Raw genomic sequence first — 19,816 nt, forward strand, 5'->3', positions numbered from 1 at the left:
CGCCTGTCTGCCAACTGCTTACTCAGCAGCTCCTATCTAATTAAAGCCAATCGATGAACAGGCTGTACGTTGTGTTGTGGAATCCTCCAGCATTAACTTGCAGCTCAACCGGCAGGTTATCCGTGAGGTTGTTTACGCCGCTGAATACAAAGTAAGTGAAGCCGCCGGAAACCGATTTGGTTGCCGATACTTCGTATGTGCCATCGCCAGCAGGCGCACCGTTAACATCCACGTTCAGGAAGCCGTAGCTTACTGGAATCGTTGGGAACGGAGGGTATGTGTTTTTCAGCTTAATCGTAACGGTATAATTGCCAGCAGAGCCTGTCACATCAGCGCTGTCGATAAACGCGCTTGCATGGGTAGAATAAGCTCCATTCTCATCAAGGAATTGCAGGTTTTGAGCAGCAGCCGAAGCCGGTACCGCCATCGCTAGAGCAAATACGAAAGTGAGCAGCATAAGAAACATCGTTTTCTTGAAAGATTTTTGCGAACGCAACATAGTGATCAACACTCCCTATAATGGTTTTAGAATATGTTCTTGCAAATAAATACGATGATTGCTCCGTCCGATAAGAGTGACGCTATTCCTCCCTTCTACTTTGCGGATATCGTCCACAGAAAAAAGTATGCATGAAGACAATGATTATCATTATCATCTAAGTTGCAAAAAAATTTCTGTGGCAGAAGCCTATGCCAGCCTTTGCAAGCAGCACGCCTCTTCTCTTCAGAAAATCGATAACGTGTACATCGCCCATCGACAGCTTGATTTTATAGTTATACTCTAAATTATGTCAATCGTATAAACGGCATTATTTATTTTTTAAATAGTTGTTCTATCGTTTTTTGATTCTTTTATTTTTATAATTAAATACAATCACAATTGTTATTTTAAATTATATTCTCGATAATTTATTTTTTATTTACAAATAAACATTAATTACAGTTTCTTCTTAAATGCTTTATCAATTATTGATAACGATTATCATTATTATTAAAAGGTTTCTTATTATTGTTTTCTTAAAATAAATCCCTTTTGCATCCGCTTGAGTTTCTTCGATATTTGTATCCAATTGTTCGTTATTGAACGTTCAAAAAGCAAAAACAGGAGCCCCGAAATACTCGATTCGGCTGCTCCTGTCATACTAAGCTATTTATCAAAAAGCAATATGCTAGCTCTCATCACCATGCCAAAGCTTATGAAACGATTCGCTCGAAGCAAGCAAACTTTCAGCCGTTCCCTCCGCCTCGACGCGTCCATCCTTCATCACGATAATATGATCAGCCTGCGCGAGGGCTGTCTTGCGGTGTGAGACAACAAGGCATGTCGCATCGCCGCGTTCACGGAATAGGCGAGCCCATAGCTTCTGCTCCGTCTCTACATCCAGCGCACTAGAGAGGTCATCAAATACGTAAAGCTCGCTGTCACGGACCAGCATGCGCGCCGCAGCCGTTCGCTGTGCCTGACCGCCGGACAGCTTCACGCCGCGTGGACCGATAACCGTATCAAGTCCCTCTTGGAAATGCACGAGATCGTCCTCCAGCACCGCCGTATGGAGCGCTCTAGCCAGCTGACCCTCCTTATCCGGATGGCCTAGCAATATGTTTTCGCGCAGCGTGTCGCTGTAAAGCCTAGGCACTTGTGCCGTATAAGCGCTCCGCGGCGGCACAAAAAACGATCCGGCATCCTTCACCTCAGCTCCGTTCCAGCGGACTGTCCCGCTATCTTGCGGAAGCAGCCCAAGCAACGCCCGCACCAGCGTCGTTTTGCCGGAGCCGATCGGACCTGTAATTACAGTGAATGAGCCGCGCTTCAGCATCAAATCTACAGAAGCAATCCCTCTGCCGGTCTCAGGGTACGTATACGACAGTCCGTTGACCTCCAGCTTTTCAAGCCGCTCGCTGGCAGGCGGAACAGAAGACGCTGCATCAGAGGCATCCTCACGCAGATGCAAGTCATTTGCAACCGTTAGCACCTGGGCCGGAGCTCCTTGCAAAATGCCCGTCAGACGAAGCAGGGCAACGGTCATTTGTTTGAAATAGGTCAGAAACTTGCCGAAGTTCGAAATAAACTGCGTCACAAAGGTCAGGTAGTAGACAAATAAAGAGAAGTCGCCTACCGTAAATTCTCCGCCGCGCATTTTCTGGCCGGCAAGAAGCAGAATGAGTCCCGTGCCAAGATTCACCGAATTGGAGAAGATGGAATCCAGCACCTCGGTCATCAATTTATCCTTCAGCATCGTTTTGCGGCGATTGTCGTTCAGCTCTCTAAAGCGTGCCATTACGCGTTTCTCTGCGCCAGCTACTTGAATAGCCTGGACGCTGCCGAACATCTCGCTAATCGCCCCGGTCACCTTTGCCGTAGATTCACGGCTCTCCGAACGATACTTCTGCAGCCTGGTCGTCGCCAGCTGCGCCGCGATCACGACGATTACTAGCGGCAAAAAGACAAGCAGCGTCATTTGCGCATCAATTCGTATCAATATAAAACAGGATACGAGCGCGAAGCAGGTCATGCCGAATACATCGACGGACCAGCTAACCGCTTCCTCGGACTGGTCAACATCGTCTCGGAAATGGCTGATCGCCTCGCCCGGCGAGCAAGGGATTGCTCTTGCTCCCGGCTCCTTCAAAATATGCTCTAGCAGGTTCCGGCGCAGCAGCATGCCCATCCGGAACCGGAAGTTCACATCCGTTATAAATCCGATCAGCACCGTAGCGCTGCGGGCAAGAGCAGCTCCTATCAGCAGGGCAATCAGTCCCCATGTGCCATAGCCGGCAGCCGATTCGATTGTTAAAGAATCAAAAAAAGCTTTTGTAATAAGTCCCGGAAAAATCGGCATTAAATAAATAACCGTCCAGACGAGCGCATTGGTGATGTACCACGCGGGGCGGTAGCATATTAAACGCCACATATACGAAAACGTGCTCATGCCAGCACCTCCTCTAGTCCAGCCGCAAGCATTTGGCTAAACCTCGATCCCGGGTCGGAAGCCAGCTTGAGCCTCTGCCCGCTCTCCACGATGCGTCCTTGCTCCAAAATAACGATCTGGTCAGCACGCTGCACCGTAGTGAGACGATGTGCAATAATGATGCAGGAGCGATCGCTGAGCAGCTTGCTAATTGCCTGCTCCATCCGATACTCGGTAAGCGGATCAAGCCTAGATGAGGCTTCGTCGAGTATGACGAGACCCGGGTTCGTAAGGAATACCCTCGCAAAAGCAAGCAGCTGCGCTTCTCCCGCCGACAGGCTGCCTCCGCCCGAGGCGAGCGGCGTATCCAATCCTTCAGGCAGCGATTCATACCAGCTGCGAAGTCCAAGCTCTCGCAGTACGAGGATGATGTCCTGATCAGCTATGCTCTCGTCATAGAAGGTCAGGTTATCCCTTACGCTTCCTTGCAAAATCTCGATATTTTGCGTGACGAGTGCAACTCTCGAGCGAAGCTCCATAAGCTTGCACTCCTTAATATCCGTTCCGCTCAGCTTAATGCTGCCCTGCTGCGGATCATAGAAACGAAGCAGCAGACGAGCAAGCGTCGTCTTCCCGCTCCCTGTCCGCCCCAGCAGCCCCAGCACCTCTCCCGGCTTCAAATGAAGCTGCAGCTCCTCGAGTGTCGGATAGTCGTCATATCCGAAGGTGACACCGTCCAGCTCTACCGCCAGCGGTCCTGATGGTAGCTTAGCGCCTGGCCCATCCTCAATTCTCGGCTTCGTAGCAAGCAGCTCCCGAATGCGCAGCAGGCTGGCGTCAGCCTTTTGCAAATCCTCGAATTGCGTCCGGATTTTTTCAATTGGCTTCGCTAACAGCTCCGTATAATAGAAGATTAGATAGACCGTTCCGATGGAGAGGCTGCCCGCCTTCCAAAGATACGCGCTAATGGCGAATGCCATCGCGTTGCCCAGCGCAAACACGATAATCGTCGTGATCCACATCGAGGAAAAACCGAGGAACGCCTTTCTCCGCAGCGGAAGCATCCGGCGCAGCAGCGAATAGAAACGGTTCATGACAAAGCCGGTCGCACCGTTCGCCCTCGTGTCCTCCGTTCCTTCCAGATGCTCGCCGATAAAGCCATAAAACTCAGCATTGATTTGGCGCCATTTTGCCCATACCGGCACTGCGAATTTGCGAATCCATTGAATGACAAGCATAGCGAACACAACAAATACGAGCATCCCTGCGCCGATAAGCGCATTTTCACGGAATAATAAAATGATGATGCCCAGCATAAGCAGCAGATTGCCTGCCAAATGAATAATGAAGCTGGAAAAAAAGTTGGCGAGGGCGTTAACATCCCCGTCGACACGCTCAATAATGGATCCCGATGTGTTCGATTTATGAAATGACATATCCAGCTTTAGACAATGCTCGGCAAGATCGCCGCGCAGCTGGTTCGTCGCTCTCCAAGCGAGATTTTCGCTCACGTAGGTTGCAACAACAGAAATAAGCTGCTGGATTAACGAGAATCCTATAAACAGCGCGGCTGCGTAATAGAGCGGCTGCAGCGCTTTATCCGATTGGGCGGTATCAATAAAATACCGGATGATTTGCGGATTGATCAGCTGCAGTCCAATCGAGGAAAAAAGCAGCAGCGCCAGCGCAAACAATGACTTCTTCCGAGGAAGAAGATAACGGCTCAGCATTAGTTTATAGTGGCTTAACGAATTCGTCTTCTTGTTCTTGCTCATGTCCTTCCCCTTCCTGCCTAAAACTAGAGTTAACAGGTGATTCTATTTAATCATGTTAGCGCTTAACGATATGAAGCTTACACTGTTCAATGCGATTGAAGATGTGTCATCATCCATATCCATATGTAGCTTTTCCCGCTCGTATTTATACACTCTCCCATATACCTTTATATCTGTTCCGAATTCTAATCGAATGCCCTTCCGAGACTTGGCTAGATATGTTTTTAGTTCGAACATAGTAACTCCTTTATGCTAAACTAGTAAATAAACGATAGAAAACGCAAGGAGATAAATGATGATCAAGCTGGTATCCTGGAACGTAAACGGACTTAGAGCATGCGTCACCAAAGGCTTTTACGACTACTTCAAAGAAACAGACGCAGATATTTTTTGCCTGCAAGAGACGAAGCTGCAAGACGGCCAAATCAGCATGGAGCTGGGCGAGGAGTATTTCCAGTATTGGAACTATGCGATTAAGAAAGGTTATTCCGGCACTGCGGTGTTCACAAGAATCAAGCCCATTTCGGTGCACTACGGCATTGAAGAAAATTCGGAGCCCGAAGGGCGTGTCATAACGCTTGAGTTCGACAGCTTCTACCTCGTCACGGTATATACGCCTAATGCCAAGCGCGACCTTACGAGGCTGGATTATAGAATCGAGTGGGAGAACCGTTTCCGCAGCTATTTGCAGGAGCTGGATTCCTTGAAGCCCGTACTCGTCTGCGGCGATTTGAACGTCGCGCATCAGGAGATCGACCTGAAGCATCCGAAACCGAATCTAGGCAACTCTGGCTTTACGTTAGAAGAACGAGGCAAGATGACGGAGCTGCTGGAGGCTGGTTTCCTCGATACGTTCAGACATTTGTACCCGGATCGTGCAGATGTGTACAGCTGGTGGTCTTACATGCCGAAGGTGCGCGAGCGGAACGTTGGGTGGCGAATTGATTATTTTCTAGCATCATCAAGGCTTAGCCCGCTGCTTATCGATGCGCAGATCGATACTCATATTTTGGGAAGCGACCATTGCCCAGTTCTGCTTCTGATGGAAGATATTCAAGCTGAGGTTTCGAAATAGGCAGCCTACCCTGCAAAAAACGAATACAGATTTCTTTTCATGCGGGCTCCTTTGCTTGAATCATTTTATTTATTCGAAGTGGCTGCACCAAAATAGGCGGACAACACTCAAGCTTGAGCGTTGTCCGCCTATTTGAATGGTTAAGTGGGGAGCGTCTCAGTCAAGGCTTCCTTCTCGCGCAAGTACGCTAGCGCCGTCTGCATTTTATCGATATACGCAGGCTCGTTGCCCGAACACATAAATTGAACGTTCCCGCTTCCGCCGCCCCCGGCGATGCCGTAGCGGCTAAGCAAGGCTTGCAGGCGCTTCACCGTTCCGGCATTCCCGTCCACAATTTCGATGTGGGCCGGAAGCAGCTCTCGCAAAATATCCTTATAGAACGGATAATGCGTGCAGCCTAGCACAATGATGCCGTAATCATTCAAATCATAATTAGAGAGCTTTGACCTAAAATATTCATTCATAATTTGTTTATCGAATTGCAAAGCTTCACAATAATGCACAAGCTCCGGAAGCGGCAGTGAGTCCACGATCCCCATATCATCCACGCGAGAGACGAGCGCATAGTACTTAGGCATCTGCAGCGTTAATGGCGTTGCGAAGACGAGCACTCTTTTGCCCGTTGCACGGTTCATCTCCACCGCAGGCTTAACAGCCGGCTCCATGCCTACGATCGGAAGCGAATAACGTTCTCTGAGCTCTGTAATCGCAATGCTGGTTGCCGTATTGCAAGCTACAACTAACGCGTCCACTCCCTCTTTCATCATCGTTCCAACCGTATCGAAAATATACGCCTTCACGTCTTCCTTCGGCTTCGTGCCGTAGGGAACATGAAGCGTGTCCGCCATATAAAGAAAATCCTTGTCAGGGAGCCTTCTAAGCCCTTCCGCCAGCACGGTAAGTCCGCCAATCCCTGAATCAAAAAAACCAATTCGCATGTCTCATCGATTCCTTACGTTTAGTGAAATAGAATAATGAAATAGAATATTCGGATAGAGCTAATTCCATCTTAACTCATTCCCACCTTCCATTAAAGCTTATAATTGTTTCTTTAAGAAAAAAGCGCCCCTCGTCCTAAAGGACAAGAGGCGCATGGCTGTTTTTAAGGCGCTCGCTTCGGCAGCAGACGGACATATTCATCCGAAAACTTCATGAGTTCCAATATATAATCGTAGTCCCCGCGATATTTGCTGAAATCCGCTACGGGCTCCTTCGTTCTAATATCGATGGCCGTGCCGTCCTCGAATCCCTTGCCGGGCACGAACAAAATATCGTTATTGAAAAATGATCCCGTCGGCAAATAGTAACGCATACCGACTACATTTTGGCTGGTATTAAGCAAATCATGGCCAAAAGCCGTATAGCCTTTATCCTTGAGCGATATGCCTAGCAGATTTGAAAGTGTAGGCATGATATCCACTTGACCGCCTACCTGATCAACGACCTTGCCCTCTGCGCCTGGCACATGGATAAATAACGGAATGTTGAAGCGGCTGACTTGTCCGTCATATTTAATGCCCAGCTGCTCGCTGACCCATGCGGGATCATTATCCTTCGCCTGCAGCCCGGAGTGATCGCCGTATGCGACCAGCACCGTATTTTCCCACATGCCGCTTGCTTTGAGTCCATCTATAAATTTCCCGAGCGCGTAATCGGTATAATTGATCGCTGTTAAATAATCGCCCAGCTGCGTATCCTGCAGCGATTCCGGCATCTTAATCCGCTGGAGCTCGCTCGGCACCTTGAACGGATGATGGCTGGATGCCGTTACAAACTGCGCATAAAAAGGCTTATTTTGCTGATCGAGCGCTTGAAGCTTCTCTAATCCGACCCGGTACAGCTCCTCGTCTGAGGCGCCAAAGGAATTAAAATGGTCATTTTTAAAAGAAGGCTTATCATAGTATGCCGCAAAGCCCAATGCAGGATACATCCGGTTGCGATCCCAAAACGTTACATCGTTAATATGAAACGTGTTCGTGGCATAACTTTCGTCTCCAAGCAATCTCGGCAAGCTGGGCACGACTCTGTCGCCGTAACCGGTGGACATCGCCATATCGCCGGTCGGATAGATCGAGGTGTTGGACATAAACTCGGCATCCGACGTGTTGCCCTGCCCGATCTGTTGGAAGAAATGAGGGAAATAAAAGCCCTCCTTCGCAAGCTGATTCAGTGTCGGGGTGACCACTTGGCCGCCGACCGATAGGTTAATCGCAAAGTTTTGGAACGCCTCCATCTGCACGACAATGACGTTTTTCCCTTTGGCGAAGCCATAATAGCTTGGCGTGCCCGCCGTCACAGCAGCCCCGGCTTGGTCAAAATAAGAGCCTTGAAGCGCCTCGGCGCTCGCAGCCGTTTCTTCCATACTTCCGTTTTTAATCGCGTTTTGCACCTGATTCGCTTTTATCGCAGCCGCTACCTGATAATCTAAAAAACCTAGGTTTTCGGCTTGTACAATCTCATTTGGGATCGAGCTCCCCGACCAGATGTAGCCGCCCGAAACGGCAACGCAGAGCAGTGCAGCAACACCTGCAACCATTGGCCTCGCTACGCGCTTTCGCCCATCGCTGCGCGTCCCCCGGACAAGCTTAACGATATAAAGCAAAGCAAATACGACCACGTCAGCAAAAAATAAATAATATTTCACTTGGACAATCGAACCTACGCTCGTCCGAATTTGCAGCACCTGGTCCAGTCCATGCAGCGCCGTATAGGTCGGAACCGTTCCATAATAGCTAAAATATATGGTTGAAGCGAAAAGGAGAAGCGACAGCACCGCATTCAAAATTCCCAATACCGTCCCTCTCCATCTCGCCGAAGTTATGAGGTCAACTACCAGCAATAAGGTTAGCACAGCCGCCGCATCTGCCAGCAGGCGATCCGCCTGAATGCCGTTAAAGACGAATTGGCGGAACAGAAGCATTTTCAGCATCAGCATAACGAATAATAAAATAAACGGCGACCTGTCGTACTCGTAACGTGTAGATATAAGCTTCAAGATCCTTCACTCCTTAGAGATCAACGCTTGCTCAGAAAATAGAAATAAACCGTCAAGACATGACGGCTTACTTAAGCATTAATGTTAAGGCAATATGAAGGCAAATGCAACGGCTAATATAGGAAACAAAAAGGAATCGAATTAGGAAACGAAACTCTTGCATTTTTTTAACAAGGATTACACAGGCTTAACTTCAAATATACAATCGACGATGACGGGCAATTGATCTCTTAAGGAGCTCGCTCCCAGTACGGACCGGGCGTGGATGCCCTTGTCGCCAAATACTTCTATCATTAAATCCGAGAAGCCGTTAAGCACCTTATGAGGCTCTTCAAAGCTCGGGTCGGCATTTACGAAACCTTGAACCTTCACCACCCGCGTCACGTTATCCAAGTGCATCAAAGCGCTTTTGAGTACTGCAAGCACCTCAATCCCCGCCTGCCGAGCGAATTGATACCCCTCCTCCGTAGAAAATTGCTGCCCCAGCTTTCCCTTAACCGAGTCGGTTGGTCCTTTGCCGGAAACAAACAGCAGTCCGTTTGAATATACGCAATTCGTGTATTGGGCTGCTGGATGGCTTGCCTTGGGAAGCACAATTCCGAGTTCCGTTAGCCTTCTTTCAGTGATTCCTTCTACTTGAGACATATTACCCCTTCTTTCGATTTATATTCTGTTGTTGATGTAAGCTTATGCCAAAGTTTATACTAGGTTTGACCTCTGCAAAAGGATCAGATCTTCATTAAATTTAAAGGTCAGATTGTGAGGGCAAACAATGGATATTGTACTTTCTGGAGATGAAAAAGGACCCCTGTACATGTCGCTATATCGGCATATTCGTGGACTTATACAGGATGGCTTTTTGCAAAATGGAGCAAAATTGCCTTCTATCCGCTCTCTCCAAGAGCAAACGAAGCTTAGCAAAACGACAATCGAGACCGCATATCATATGCTGCTGGAAGAAGGCTACGTATATAGTAAGCCGCGTGCCGGCCTATTTGTCATTAATCCACAAGTGATGCCTGCTGCTGCGGGGAAGCTTAAGCAGAAAGCTGCGGCTCAGGATCGCTCGCATCGGCATTCAACGCCACAGCCGCGGTATAATGGACAGGTCCTAGATTTCAGCCTGCTCGCGGTAGACGGGGAATCCTTCCCGGTTCGCCCTTGGAAATCCGTCCTTCATGATGCCCTCTCCCTTCATATTAGCTCCGTTCATCAGTATGGCGACCCGCAAGGCGAGCACGGCTTGCGCTTTCAGCTAGCCCAGTATTTGAAGCATTCTAGAGGCGTCAACTGCTTGCCCGAACAGATCATCATCGGCTCAGGCATCTCCTACAGCGTTCAAGTTCTCTCCAAGCTGTTAGAAGGTTTCACTACGATAGCGGTAGAGGAAGCCGGCATCGCTCAGGTTAGGGCTATTTTTCAGCAGCATCATTTCAACGTTGTCCCGGTTCCGCTTAACAGCCATGAGCATTTGATTGCTGCATTGAAGGAGAAGCGCATACCCGCGCTCTATCTCACGCCATCACATCGTCCCACGGGAAGTCCTTTGTCTTATTCCCTAAGGCAGCAGCTGCTTAACTGGGCTGCCTCCAGCGGCGCATATCTGATTGAGGATGACTATGATGGGGAGTTCCGCTACTCCGGCAAAACCATTCCTTCCCTGCAAGGGCTGGATGAGCAAGGCAATGTCATCTATATCGGGACCTTTTCCAAAGCGTTCACCCTTCCCTGCGAATGAACTATATGGTTCTCCCCATAAGATTGATAGACAAGCTGCCAACCATAGAATACGCGCTTACCAGTCCGTCACGCATCGATCAGTGGGCTATGCAATTGTTTATGGAACGAGGGCATTGGTACCGGCATATCCGGAAAATTCGCCATCTCTATCGGAAGAAGCATGCAAGGCTTAAAGCCAGCATTGAAGCCCACTTGTCTGAAAATGTACAAATCAACGGCGATTCTGCCGGACTTCATCTTGAAATAACCGTCAAAACGGCCCGCAGCGCCAATGAGCTAATTGAGCTGGCTGCCGCCGAAGACGTTCGAGTCTATGCATCACAGGATTCCACTGTTAAGGCTGGCGACGATCCGAAGCTTTATTTGGGCTTTGGAGGTATGACGGAAGGAGACATCGAACGAGGCATTCGCATACTTGCGAAAGCATGGTCCGAAGCTACACCCTCTCCTGCTCAAGTTCGGATAGAATAAAAGAATAAAGTTAGAACGATGTGATTAAATCGGCTGAACCTGGGAGGCGTTTTCTTTTGGCGAATAAACATTTCCTTACCGATCTCGACGGCACGCTGCTGCAATCGGATGCAACCTTGTCCGACTATACGATTAACGTCTTATGCAGCGCATTGAACGAAGGGGTCATCATCAGTTATGCGACGGCAAGAAGCTATATGAGCTCGAACAAAATCGTTTCCGTCATTCCGTGGAAATACCCCATTGTTTTGTATAATGGAGCCGTTATATTTGATCCGATTTCTTTGAAGGTGCTAGGCGGGCATTGGCTCGATATCAAAACGACGAATGAAATTATTGGACTTGGAAGAGCGCACGGACTGCTCCCTTTTTTATTTGCGCTGGATGAAGAAGACGAAGAACGCGTACTGCACGAAAAATTGCTTCGGACCGGGGACTTGAAGTTTTTCGAAAGCCGCCCTAATGATCCCCGCTTTGCAGAAATCCCGTTGCTTGAGTGCCCCGCTGCTTATCGTACGCTTATCGTCACCTATATTGGTTTGCTTGAAGAATTGGAACCCTTAAAGGAAAAGGTACAGGAAACGTTCGGTGATCAGGTCCACATCCACCTCATGAAGGATCAATACATAGAGAACCACTACTTTTTGGAAATTAGCCATAGCCAGGCAAATAAGAAGGAAGGGCTGCTGGAGTGGGCCAAGCTTATGAAATGCGAGCCAGAGGAAATAACCGTCTTCGGAGATAACCTGAACGATTTGGGGATGTTTGAAGCTGCTGGAACCAAGGTCGCTATGGCTAACGCGCATCCCGCGCTCATCGAACGATCAACGCTAGTAGGAGACAGCAACGATGAGGATGGCGTTGCTGCATATATTTATAAGGCGACTGGCGGCAGAGCTTAAATCGATTGCTGCAAGCAGAGTGCCCTCAATCAAAAGACCACCCATATAAATAAAAGAACGGGAGCCCTTGCAGGTTCCCGTTCTTTTATCTTTTATTTGATTAGCAGGGTATAAATCGCTTTCGCGCTTTCTGCGCGTGTCAGCTGGGCTTTTGGAGCGAATGCATTGCCGCTGCGGCCTTCAATGAAGCCTGCTGCATAAGCAGTGTCGATATAAGCGAGCGCCCACTCCGCAGCTTTGCTGCGATCCGCAAACTTCGCTTCCGCGCCTGCCGCTAGCTTGCTGCCCGCTTTATGCTCGTATGCCCGTACTAATAGAGCGGACATTTCTTCTCGTGTAATCTTCGCGTTTGGAGCGAACGTTGCAGCATCTTTACCTTGCACAATACCGGCCTCGCTTGCAGCAGCTACTGCTTCCGCGTACCATGCGCTTCCCCTCACGTCCGCAAAGCTTGCTGGTCCAGTCGCTTTCAAACCTAGCGCTCTAACGAGCAGTGCGGCAAACTCGGCACGTGTTACATCGGCTTGCGGAGCAAACTGATTCGCGCTTACGCCTTGCACAATATGCTTGGCTGCCATCTCTTTAATGATAGCGGCTGCCCAATAATCAGCTGCCACATCCGTAAAGGTTTTGTTATATTCCAAAACCGCATATTTACTGAAGTGATGAATAGCTACTTTGAGCTCATTGCCAACCCGCTTGCCTCCTACATACTCCAGCTTTCCATCATCGGCGATATAATACACGCCAACCCATGCTGGATTATGATTTGCAGCTGCTTTCAAGCTAATGGTAATAGGCTCGTCAAATTGGCTTAACACGGTTGTTTTGCCGTCTTTTGTTACAACGGACAAGGAGAAGTCATAAATATCGCCTGCCGCCTTCACATCCGCACCGCTTTGCGTTTTGGCTTTGCTTAACAGATCAGCTGCTGCTGCGTCCAAAACCTTTTTATAATCAAATGAGATTTGAGCACCTTCGAGCTGGCTAGCAGGCAATAGGGCTTGAAGCTTCGCCAGTACCATTGTTGGAATTTCTACGCTTAGATCCTCACTGTCCAGTTGCAGCTTGTTATTGCCAACCGCTTCTGCCGCTTTAATAGGCAACAGAACCTGAGGCTTGTCTTTGGAAATCGCTACTGTCACGACGCCATCTTTTCCATTTTTGAGACTATCTGCGCTGATTACTTGTTTGTCTTTATTAGGATCTTCGATGACAAGTCCACCGCCAGGTCCACCAGTTGGAGGAGGGCCGGTTGGGCCAGTTGGACCAGTTGATTCAGCAGTAAAGGAAATGTTATTGAATCTTGTCAGATTTTCGCTTGTGAAATAATAGCTCTCTGCTCCTGTTTCCAAGCTATTTAATTTCGATTGGTTTCCATATCGCAAAACCGCTTTATATTTTTGGTTAGACGATGGCAGCATAATTTCATTTCCGCTGCTGGAGCTGGACAGCTGCAATTCATAGGTCTCGCCTTTAGTCAATGCAACCGGAAATCTCAAAGTAAATATATGATCGCTATATACCACTTTCTGTAGTTCGCTATCGTACCAGGAATCTACTTGCACTTCAGATGCATATGCAATTAGATTAATATTATTATTCGATAATACAAAATCTGTTGGAACAACTGCCAAGCGATCAATTTTGGCTCCTAGCTCGTTATTTTGGGGCAGCTCTACTTGAATGAATTGATAGCCCGACTTTTCTGGTGTGAACGTAAAGAGCTTATCACCGCTCTTTAAGTAAGAATTCTCTTTTTTCCCGGAAAGATATTCTGCAGCTCTCATCCGATACAGATCCAAAGCAACCGTTTCGTCTTCATAATAAAAGGATCCGGCAGCGCCTTTAGAAACTACAAGCTCCTTCTTATCCTTGCCTTCCGTTATCTTAAGCTCCTTCGTTGTATCTGATCCAACAAACGCGCTATATCCCACCCATTTATATGGTGTATTGTTATCATCGTATTGCGTACTAGCATTTACAGACACTTTTCCGGATATGGGAGTCGCCTTACCCGATTCGTCTATTCTCTCCACCGTCACGTTATCAGGATCGGCTGTATAAATTCCCCCTGATAAAACGCCGTTTTTTTCATTGTAATCAAATCCAATGTAGGCAGCTGCATGGGAAAGCACTGGCATCAGCATAGACATCAGCAGCAATGTCACTACAGAAGCACTAAACTTCTTACGGAATAGCTTGTTCATAGATAAACTCCTTTTTTTGAAATTTTTAACATAACTATTCTATTCTATCAAAAATGATTATCTGTATCTAGGTTTATATGACTTTATACACTTATTATTTTCATTAATCTATTTATTCTAACAGATTCATACAAAATTGAACTCAATCAGGATTCAATGCCTTCTGCATTTATTCACAGCAGGAAAAAGAAATAGGAACCCTCGCAGGTTCCCGTTTCTTTACCATTTATTTGACTAGCAAGGTGTAAATCGCTTTCGCGCTTTCATCGTGTGTTAGCTGGGCATTTGGTGCGAATGCATTGCCGCTGCGTCCAAAACCTGCTCTATTATACAGATTATCTGTATAAATCTAGGTAATTAGCAAAATATTCATTTACTCGTTTTTATTGATAGATTCCAACAAGTCATTATACAGCTTTTGCTCGGGTACCATCCCCTTAGCCTTCAACAGTTCTCCTTCAGCCTTCTCATAATGGCTAGAGTCCCCTGAGCCATTGCCCATCCGAACATATATTTTGGCAGATTCATATAAGACCGAACTCGACCATGGAACGGCTCTCTCTGCACGCTTGAGCTGTTCTTGTGCATAAACCAAGTCATTTGCCCGCACCGCTCTCACTGCTTGCTCCTTCCAATGGTAGCCGGCAGCCATCCTGCCAAAGAAGAAAGCAACGAGAATGACAACCGTACCAGCGGCAATAAGCTTAACCCTCTTTACTTCTAACGCCATTACTTTCTGAGGCATGAGGAGCATGAGACTAACCAGCAAAGTGAGCATTAGAGGAAATGTTAGATCAAAATCAAAGCCCGCATGCAAGAGCATCACTGTTATGAAAATAAATAATCCTTTGTTTTCAACATCTTGTGTGCTGCTAGCTGACTTTAAAAGAGGGAGTCCATTTTTCACAAAAACAGCGATAAGAGCTAACCAGCATAATCCGCCTATGAGCCCGATATCTAAAAATACTTGAACATAGTGATTGTGAATAAATTTGACAAAATACTCCTGAGATTGATACGCATGTTGAAGCACCGCCCAACCGCCTCCGCCTGTTCCTCCCCACAGATAATCCATGAACATCTGGAAGCTATCTTTCCAATACACCAAGCGGATTTGAAATTCTAATGTTTTGGTTTGAATACTCGCCACACGGTTTAGGAAAAACAATACATCCTGCTTGATAGCCATGGCGATAATTAGGCTCGCTAGATGACAACCCGCCATATAAACGATTGATTTCTTTGTTCGTAATTGCGGGATAAGAAGAAGGACCGCTACTGCGGAAATAAGCCACAATATCCATACTGAACGAGAGAAGGTTAAAAGCAAGCCAACTGCGTTAATCGTTAATAAGATGAGCTGCACCTTGGATGGCGCCTTCGCGAAAGAAAGCATACTCATAAGAATGCCTACCAAAAGAATAAGCGCGAGGACATTGGCATATTGCAAAGTAGACTCCAGTCTACCCTCTCGTTCCAATTGAAAAGAAATACCGATAAATACCAAAAAGGAGCCTATCCACGGCCATAAGAATAGGAGCTTAGCCAACTTCTCGCGCGATAGCATCGTTACCATTAAAGACAACGGAATCAAACTCGATACCCTTGATGCCTCTAATACGGCGGTCTCAACATCAACAGCGTTTATACAAGCAACCCAATAGCAAGCTACATACAGTCCGATCGGCAAGTGCAGCCAAGTAACGGTCACGGATCTTTTATAGATTAAAACAATAAAAAAACCTATGTAAATGAACGCATTTACCACTAGAAAGGCTTGCTCTACGATATACCCCGTGTAAATAGCACCACCGAGAAAAAACAACGTCAATATGATATAAACAATCGAACCGGCCATCCTGCTCGCTCCAAATCTATAGTAAATTATTGGCTATACTTAGTTCGACAAATATTTAATATCCCCTCTACGCCACAAAAAAAGGAGCCGCCCCAGGTCATCGACCTTGAGGACAGCTCCTACTTCCTTATTCCTGCTTGCGTTACTTCTTCGCAACGTATTTGCGAATATCAAACGCTACGGCAACGACGATGATCAAACCTTTGATGATCAGCTGCCAGTTCGGGTTGATGCCGATGAAGGTCAAACCGTAGTTGATAACGGTGAAAATGAGCACACCCGCAATGATTCCCTTTACTCTGCCTACGCCGCCTGTCGTCGACACGCCGCCGACTACACATGCTGCGATGGCATCAAGCTCGTACATATTGCCGTAGTTGTTCGATGCTCCGCCTGTGCGCGCTGCTTCAAGCACGCCAGCCAGGCCATACAAAGCGCCGGCAATGGCATAGATCCACATCAGGTTGCGAGCAACGTTAATGCCGGATACGTGAGCGGCTTGAATGTTGCCTCCAATCGCGTACATGTTTTTGCCAAGACGCGTTTTGTTGAATACGACCCATACAATGAACGCTACGAATATAGCAATTAGAACGATATACGGGATCGAGAATTGACCGCCGCCAATGGCGCCTGTTCCAAGCTCGGTGAAATCCTTGCGCAAGCCGCCGATCGGCTGCGAGTTGTTGGGCGGCAAATCGAAGTAAAGCGAGTTCATCCCATACACCGCGACCATCGTGCCGAGTGTCGCTATGAACGGCGGTACGTTAAACTTTGCTACGATCAAGCCGTTTAGAAGCCCGACCAACAACCCCACTATAATCGCAATTGCGATCGGGATAATGATCGACAGCTGCGGCAGGTTAGGGAAAAACTTGCTGGCGTAATCAGGCATTTGCAGCATCGATGCGGATACGACCGCAGTGAGGCCGACTACACGCCCTGCCGATAAGTCAGTGCCCGCGGTAATGAGTACAAAAGCGGCGCCTAGTGCGATAATGGTCCTCGTAGAAGACTGCACCAGCATATCTCTGAGCGTCGTTATAGACAAAAAGTTGGCATCAATAATTGCGATTCCCAAAATTAATGCGATAAGAACGATCCAAATTGCGTTTTGCGAAAAAACGTGTTTTATCTTTAAGCCTTTAGCTGTGTCCATTTGTCGTAAGCCTCCTTAAATCCTTCATCATTAACCCGTCTGTGCCGCTAGCCGCATAATGCTTTGCTCGGTTGCTGATTCTCCGTCCAGTATGCCGGTTGAGCGTCCCTCCGACATCACCATTATGCGATCCGACATGCCAATAAGCTCGGGCATTTCCGATGAAATCATGATGATGCTTTTGCCTTGCTTCGCCAGCTCGATAATAATGCTGTAAATCTCGTATTTCGCGCCAATGTCGATGCCCCGCGTCGGTTCATCCAGCAGCAAAATATCCGGATCTGTCAGCAGCCAGCGTGCCAGCAGCACCTTCTGCTGGTTGCCGCCCGATAAGTTGCGAATAAGCTGATCGACTGACGGCGTTTTGGTCTTGAACTTCTCGACGCCCTTCGCCGCTTCGTTCCTCATCTTCGATTCGTTTAGGAAGCCTAAGCGGTTCTGGTACATGTCCAGATTGGCGATTGCGGTATTTTCCATAACCGACAATACGGGGAAAATACCGGTGACCCGCCGCTCTTCTGTTAGCAGGGCGATTTTGTGCTTCTTCGCATCAATAGGCGATTTCACCGTGATCGGTTTGCCATTTTTATAAATCGCACCCGACTTAACGGAACGAAGCCCGAACAAAGCCTCAACCAGCTCCGTACGCTGCGCGCCTACAAGCCCGCCAACACCAAGGATTTCTCCCTTGCGAAGCTCGAACGAAACGTCTTTAAAGGAATGCGCGTGCGGCGAAGTTAATCCTTCCACCTTCAGCATGACCTCGCCTGGCTTGTTCGTCCGCTCTGGGAACCGATCCGATAGATCACGGCCCACCATACGCGTAATAATCGTATCAATGGTCAGCTCGGGAGCCGGCCAAGTGCCGATATATTTACCGTCGCGCATAATCGTTACATCATCGGAAATGCGCAATATTTCTTCCATTTTGTGCGAAATATAAATAATGGAGACGCCCCGCGCCCGCAGCTTGTTAATGATAGCGAATAGCTGCTCGACCTCGTTGCCGGTAAGCGATGAAGTTGGCTCATCCATTACGATAATTTTCGAATTAAACGATACCGCTTTGGCAATTTCGAGCGATTGGATTTTGGATACCGACAATTCGCCGACAAGCTGCTTCGGGTCAATCGTCATATTCAAATCCTCGAACAACGCCACCGTGTCTCGGTGCATCTTTTTATGGTCTATGAACCGGAATGGAGGAAAACCTCTTACCGGAAATCTGCCAAGCCAAATGTTTTCCATCACGCTGCGCTGCGGCACCGGGTGCAGCTCCTGATGGATCATGGAAACGCCATGGTTCAATGCGTCTTTTGAGTTTTTAATTTCAACCTTTTGTTCATCCAGAAAAATCTCGCCGGCATCCGGCTTATATATGCCAAACAAACATTTCATCAATGTAGATTTGCCTGCACCATTCTCTCCCATAAGAGCATGAACTGTGCCGGGACGTACCTTTAGCGTTACATCATCTAGCGCTTTGACACCTGGAAACGTCTTTGTTATCCCGTTCATTTCAAGCAAATAAGGATGCTGCTTTGCCATTGTATAGCCTCCTTTTATCCAGCCCACCTGGAAAGTGGGCGAAAAAAAACAGGGGCAACGCAAGTGACGTTATTCCCCTGCTTCTTGTTCATCCATTTCTGTACTCTTATTATTTGCTTTCTTGCGTTACTTTTTGGTACGGAATCCATACATATTTGCCATCTGTAATTTCAAAACCCGTATTTTCCTTCGATGGCGTTTCGCCCGCAGCAAGCACGCGCATAAGCTCAACCGTTGCTTTACCTTGGTTTGTCGCATCGTTTAGAACCGTTCCAAGCAATGTTCCTTCTTTCAACGCTTGGTTTGCAGGGTCTGTAGCATCTACGCCTACAACCGGCATAAATTTGTCGCCTTTGAAGTAGCCTGCAGTTTTCAAAGCTTCGATTGCGCCAAGCGCCATATCATCGTTATTTGCTAGAACGGCTTCAATGCTGTCGCCTTTGGAAGAAAGGAACGCTGCCATTTTTTCTTGGCCTTTAACGCGGTCCCACATCGCTGTGTCTTCTGCCAGCTTCTCTACTTTGATTCCAGCATCTTGGATCGCTTGGATAGAGAATTTTGTGCGAAGCTCGGCATCCTGATGGCCTGGCTCGCCTTTTAACATAACGTATTGCAATACGCCGTCACCGTTTTTATCCGCTTCCGGATGTGCTTTCCAATACTCGGCAACGATTTCGCCTTCCATCGTACCGGACTCCTCCGCTTTAGCGCCTACAAAGTACGCTTTATCCCATTTAGCCAAATCATCGGCAAGCGGTTCGCGGTTGATGAACACGACTGGAATGTTTGCTTTTTGTGCTTTGTCGATAATAATGCCTGCTGCCGTACGGTCAACCGGGTTGACCGACATCGCTTTTACTTTTTTCGTAATAAACAAATCGACTTTATCATTTTGCGTTGGCTGCGAGTTTTGGCTATCTACGATATCTACTGCCAATTTACCTTCTGCCGCTGATTCGATTGCGTTGCGCACGCCGCTCATGAATGTATCGTCAAATTTATAAATCGCAACGCCTGCCTTTGGCAACCCGCTTGTGCTTCCCTCTCCGTCTGAGTTTCCGCATGCCGCTGCCGTAACTGCAAGTGCTCCGATCATAATCGCTGCCGTCCACTTTTTCATTCTTATTGACCCCCTGGTGGATTAATTAACTACAGCTTCATTATGTCGCAAAAG

Annotated in this window: 15 protein-coding genes; 4 read left to right on the forward strand and 11 right to left on the reverse strand. The window is 47.7% G+C overall.

What is annotated here, in order from left to right; all coding sequences use genetic code 11:
- Positions 1-40 precede the first annotated feature (40 nt).
- From ADU23_RS05345 to ADU23_RS05355, 3 genes are all read right to left on the reverse strand, one after another.
- On the reverse strand, positions 41-499 hold the full coding sequence (locus ADU23_RS05345; RefSeq protein WP_053372799.1) for a hypothetical protein: 459 nt from the start codon (positions 497-499) through the stop codon (positions 41-43).
- A 670-nt stretch (positions 500-1,169) separates the two neighbouring features.
- Entirely contained in the window at positions 1,170-2,930 is a 1,761-nt protein-coding gene (locus ADU23_RS05350; RefSeq protein WP_053372800.1) for an ABC transporter ATP-binding protein, read from the reverse strand.
- Positions 2,927-4,684 (reverse strand): ABC transporter ATP-binding protein, encoded by a 1,758-nt coding sequence (locus tag ADU23_RS05355; protein ID WP_053372801.1) that lies wholly within the window; start codon positions 4,682-4,684, stop codon positions 2,927-2,929. Before ADU23_RS05355 ends, ADU23_RS05350 begins: the two co-directional genes overlap by 4 nt.
- A 298-nt stretch (positions 4,685-4,982) precedes the next feature.
- Between ADU23_RS05355 and ADU23_RS05365 the strand changes: the two genes are divergently transcribed.
- Entirely contained in the window at positions 4,983-5,759 is a 777-nt protein-coding gene (locus tag ADU23_RS05365; RefSeq protein WP_053377478.1) for an exodeoxyribonuclease III, read from the forward strand.
- A 140-nt stretch (positions 5,760-5,899) separates the two neighbouring features.
- On the opposite strand, the gene murI is transcribed toward ADU23_RS05365, so the two are convergent.
- The 3 genes from murI to ADU23_RS05380 all read right to left on the reverse strand — a co-directional run bounded on the left by murI (position 5,900) and on the right by ADU23_RS05380 (position 9,399).
- A complete protein-coding gene (gene murI, locus ADU23_RS05370) occupies positions 5,900-6,697 on the reverse strand; it encodes a glutamate racemase (RefSeq protein ID WP_053372803.1) in 798 nt (265 codons plus the stop codon).
- A 164-nt stretch (positions 6,698-6,861) separates the two neighbouring features.
- On the reverse strand, positions 6,862-8,754 hold the full coding sequence (locus ADU23_RS05375; RefSeq protein ID WP_331459223.1) for an LTA synthase family protein: 1,893 nt from the start codon (positions 8,752-8,754) through the stop codon (positions 6,862-6,864).
- 177 nt (positions 8,755-8,931) lie between these two features.
- Entirely contained in the window at positions 8,932-9,399 is a 468-nt protein-coding gene (locus ADU23_RS05380; protein WP_053372804.1) for a RidA family protein, read from the reverse strand.
- Between the two features lie 127 nt (positions 9,400-9,526).
- Here ADU23_RS05380 and ADU23_RS05385 point away from each other — a divergent pair, with 127 nt between their 5' ends.
- Genes ADU23_RS05385 through ADU23_RS05395 form a run of 3 tightly spaced genes read left to right on the forward strand, consistent with a single transcriptional unit; the run spans position 9,527 to position 11,867 of the window.
- On the forward strand, positions 9,527-10,492 hold the full coding sequence (locus ADU23_RS05385) for an aminotransferase-like domain-containing protein (RefSeq protein ID WP_053372805.1): 966 nt from the start codon (positions 9,527-9,529) through the stop codon (positions 10,490-10,492).
- A gap of 23 nt (positions 10,493-10,515) precedes the next feature.
- Positions 10,516-10,965 carry a hypothetical protein gene (locus tag ADU23_RS31980; protein WP_157265630.1) on the forward strand — a complete coding sequence of 150 codons (450 nt, stop codon included), beginning with the start codon at positions 10,516-10,518 and terminating at the stop codon, positions 10,963-10,965.
- A gap of 56 nt (positions 10,966-11,021) precedes the next feature.
- Positions 11,022-11,867, forward strand: coding sequence for a Cof-type HAD-IIB family hydrolase (locus tag ADU23_RS05395; RefSeq protein WP_053372807.1), 846 nt, complete (start codon positions 11,022-11,024; stop codon positions 11,865-11,867).
- Between the two features lie 92 nt (positions 11,868-11,959).
- On the opposite strand, the gene ADU23_RS05400 is transcribed toward ADU23_RS05395, so the two are convergent.
- The 5 genes from ADU23_RS05400 to ADU23_RS05420 all read right to left on the reverse strand — a co-directional run bounded on the left by ADU23_RS05400 (position 11,960) and on the right by ADU23_RS05420 (position 19,762).
- Entirely contained in the window at positions 11,960-14,077 is a 2,118-nt protein-coding gene (locus ADU23_RS05400; protein WP_053372808.1) for an S-layer homology domain-containing protein, read from the reverse strand.
- A 373-nt stretch (positions 14,078-14,450) separates the two neighbouring features.
- A complete protein-coding gene (locus tag ADU23_RS05405) occupies positions 14,451-15,443 on the reverse strand; it encodes an O-antigen ligase family protein (RefSeq protein ID WP_197286040.1) in 993 nt (330 codons plus the stop codon).
- A gap of 634 nt (positions 15,444-16,077) precedes the next feature.
- Positions 16,078-17,094 (reverse strand): galactose/methyl galactoside ABC transporter permease MglC, encoded by a 1,017-nt coding sequence (gene mglC / locus ADU23_RS05410; RefSeq protein ID WP_053372810.1) that lies wholly within the window; start codon positions 17,092-17,094, stop codon positions 16,078-16,080.
- 30 nt (positions 17,095-17,124) lie between these two features.
- The gene (locus tag ADU23_RS05415; protein ID WP_053372811.1) at positions 17,125-18,642 is read right to left on the reverse strand and encodes a sugar ABC transporter ATP-binding protein; all 1,518 of its coding nucleotides are present in this window, start codon (positions 18,640-18,642) and stop codon (positions 17,125-17,127) included.
- A 109-nt stretch (positions 18,643-18,751) separates the two neighbouring features.
- A complete protein-coding gene (locus tag ADU23_RS05420) occupies positions 18,752-19,762 on the reverse strand; it encodes a galactose ABC transporter substrate-binding protein (protein WP_053372812.1) in 1,011 nt (336 codons plus the stop codon).
- Positions 19,763-19,816 lie beyond the last annotated feature (54 nt).

It is taken from the genome of Paenibacillus sp. FJAT-27812, from assembly GCF_001273905.1.
GTDB lineage: Bacteria > Bacillota > Bacilli > Paenibacillales > Paenibacillaceae > Pristimantibacillus.

Bases quoted from the DNA above. Each gene is read 5' to 3' on its own strand.
- ADU23_RS05345 (WP_053372799.1), bottom strand. From the start codon at position 499: ATGTTGCGTTCGCAAAAATCTTTCAAGAAAACGATGTTTCTTATGCTG.
- ADU23_RS05350 (WP_053372800.1), bottom strand. From the start codon at position 2,930: ATGAGCACGTTTTCGTATATGTGGCGTTTAATATGCTACCGCCCCGCG.
- ADU23_RS05355 (WP_053372801.1), bottom strand. From the start codon at position 4,684: ATGAGCAAGAACAAGAAGACGAATTCGTTAAGCCACTATAAACTAATG.
- murI (WP_053372803.1), bottom strand. From the start codon at position 6,697: ATGCGAATTGGTTTTTTTGATTCAGGGATTGGCGGACTTACCGTGCTG.
- ADU23_RS05380 (WP_053372804.1), bottom strand. From the start codon at position 9,399: ATGTCTCAAGTAGAAGGAATCACTGAAAGAAGGCTAACGGAACTCGGA.
- ADU23_RS05385 (WP_053372805.1), top strand. From the start codon at position 9,527: ATGGATATTGTACTTTCTGGAGATGAAAAAGGACCCCTGTACATGTCG.
- ADU23_RS05400 (WP_053372808.1), bottom strand. From the start codon at position 14,077: ATGAACAAGCTATTCCGTAAGAAGTTTAGTGCTTCTGTAGTGACATTG.
- mglC (WP_053372810.1), bottom strand. From the start codon at position 17,094: ATGGACACAGCTAAAGGCTTAAAGATAAAACACGTTTTTTCGCAAAAC.
- ADU23_RS05415 (WP_053372811.1), bottom strand. From the start codon at position 18,642: ATGGCAAAGCAGCATCCTTATTTGCTTGAAATGAACGGGATAACAAAG.
- ADU23_RS05420 (WP_053372812.1), bottom strand. From the start codon at position 19,762: ATGAAAAAGTGGACGGCAGCGATTATGATCGGAGCACTTGCAGTTACG.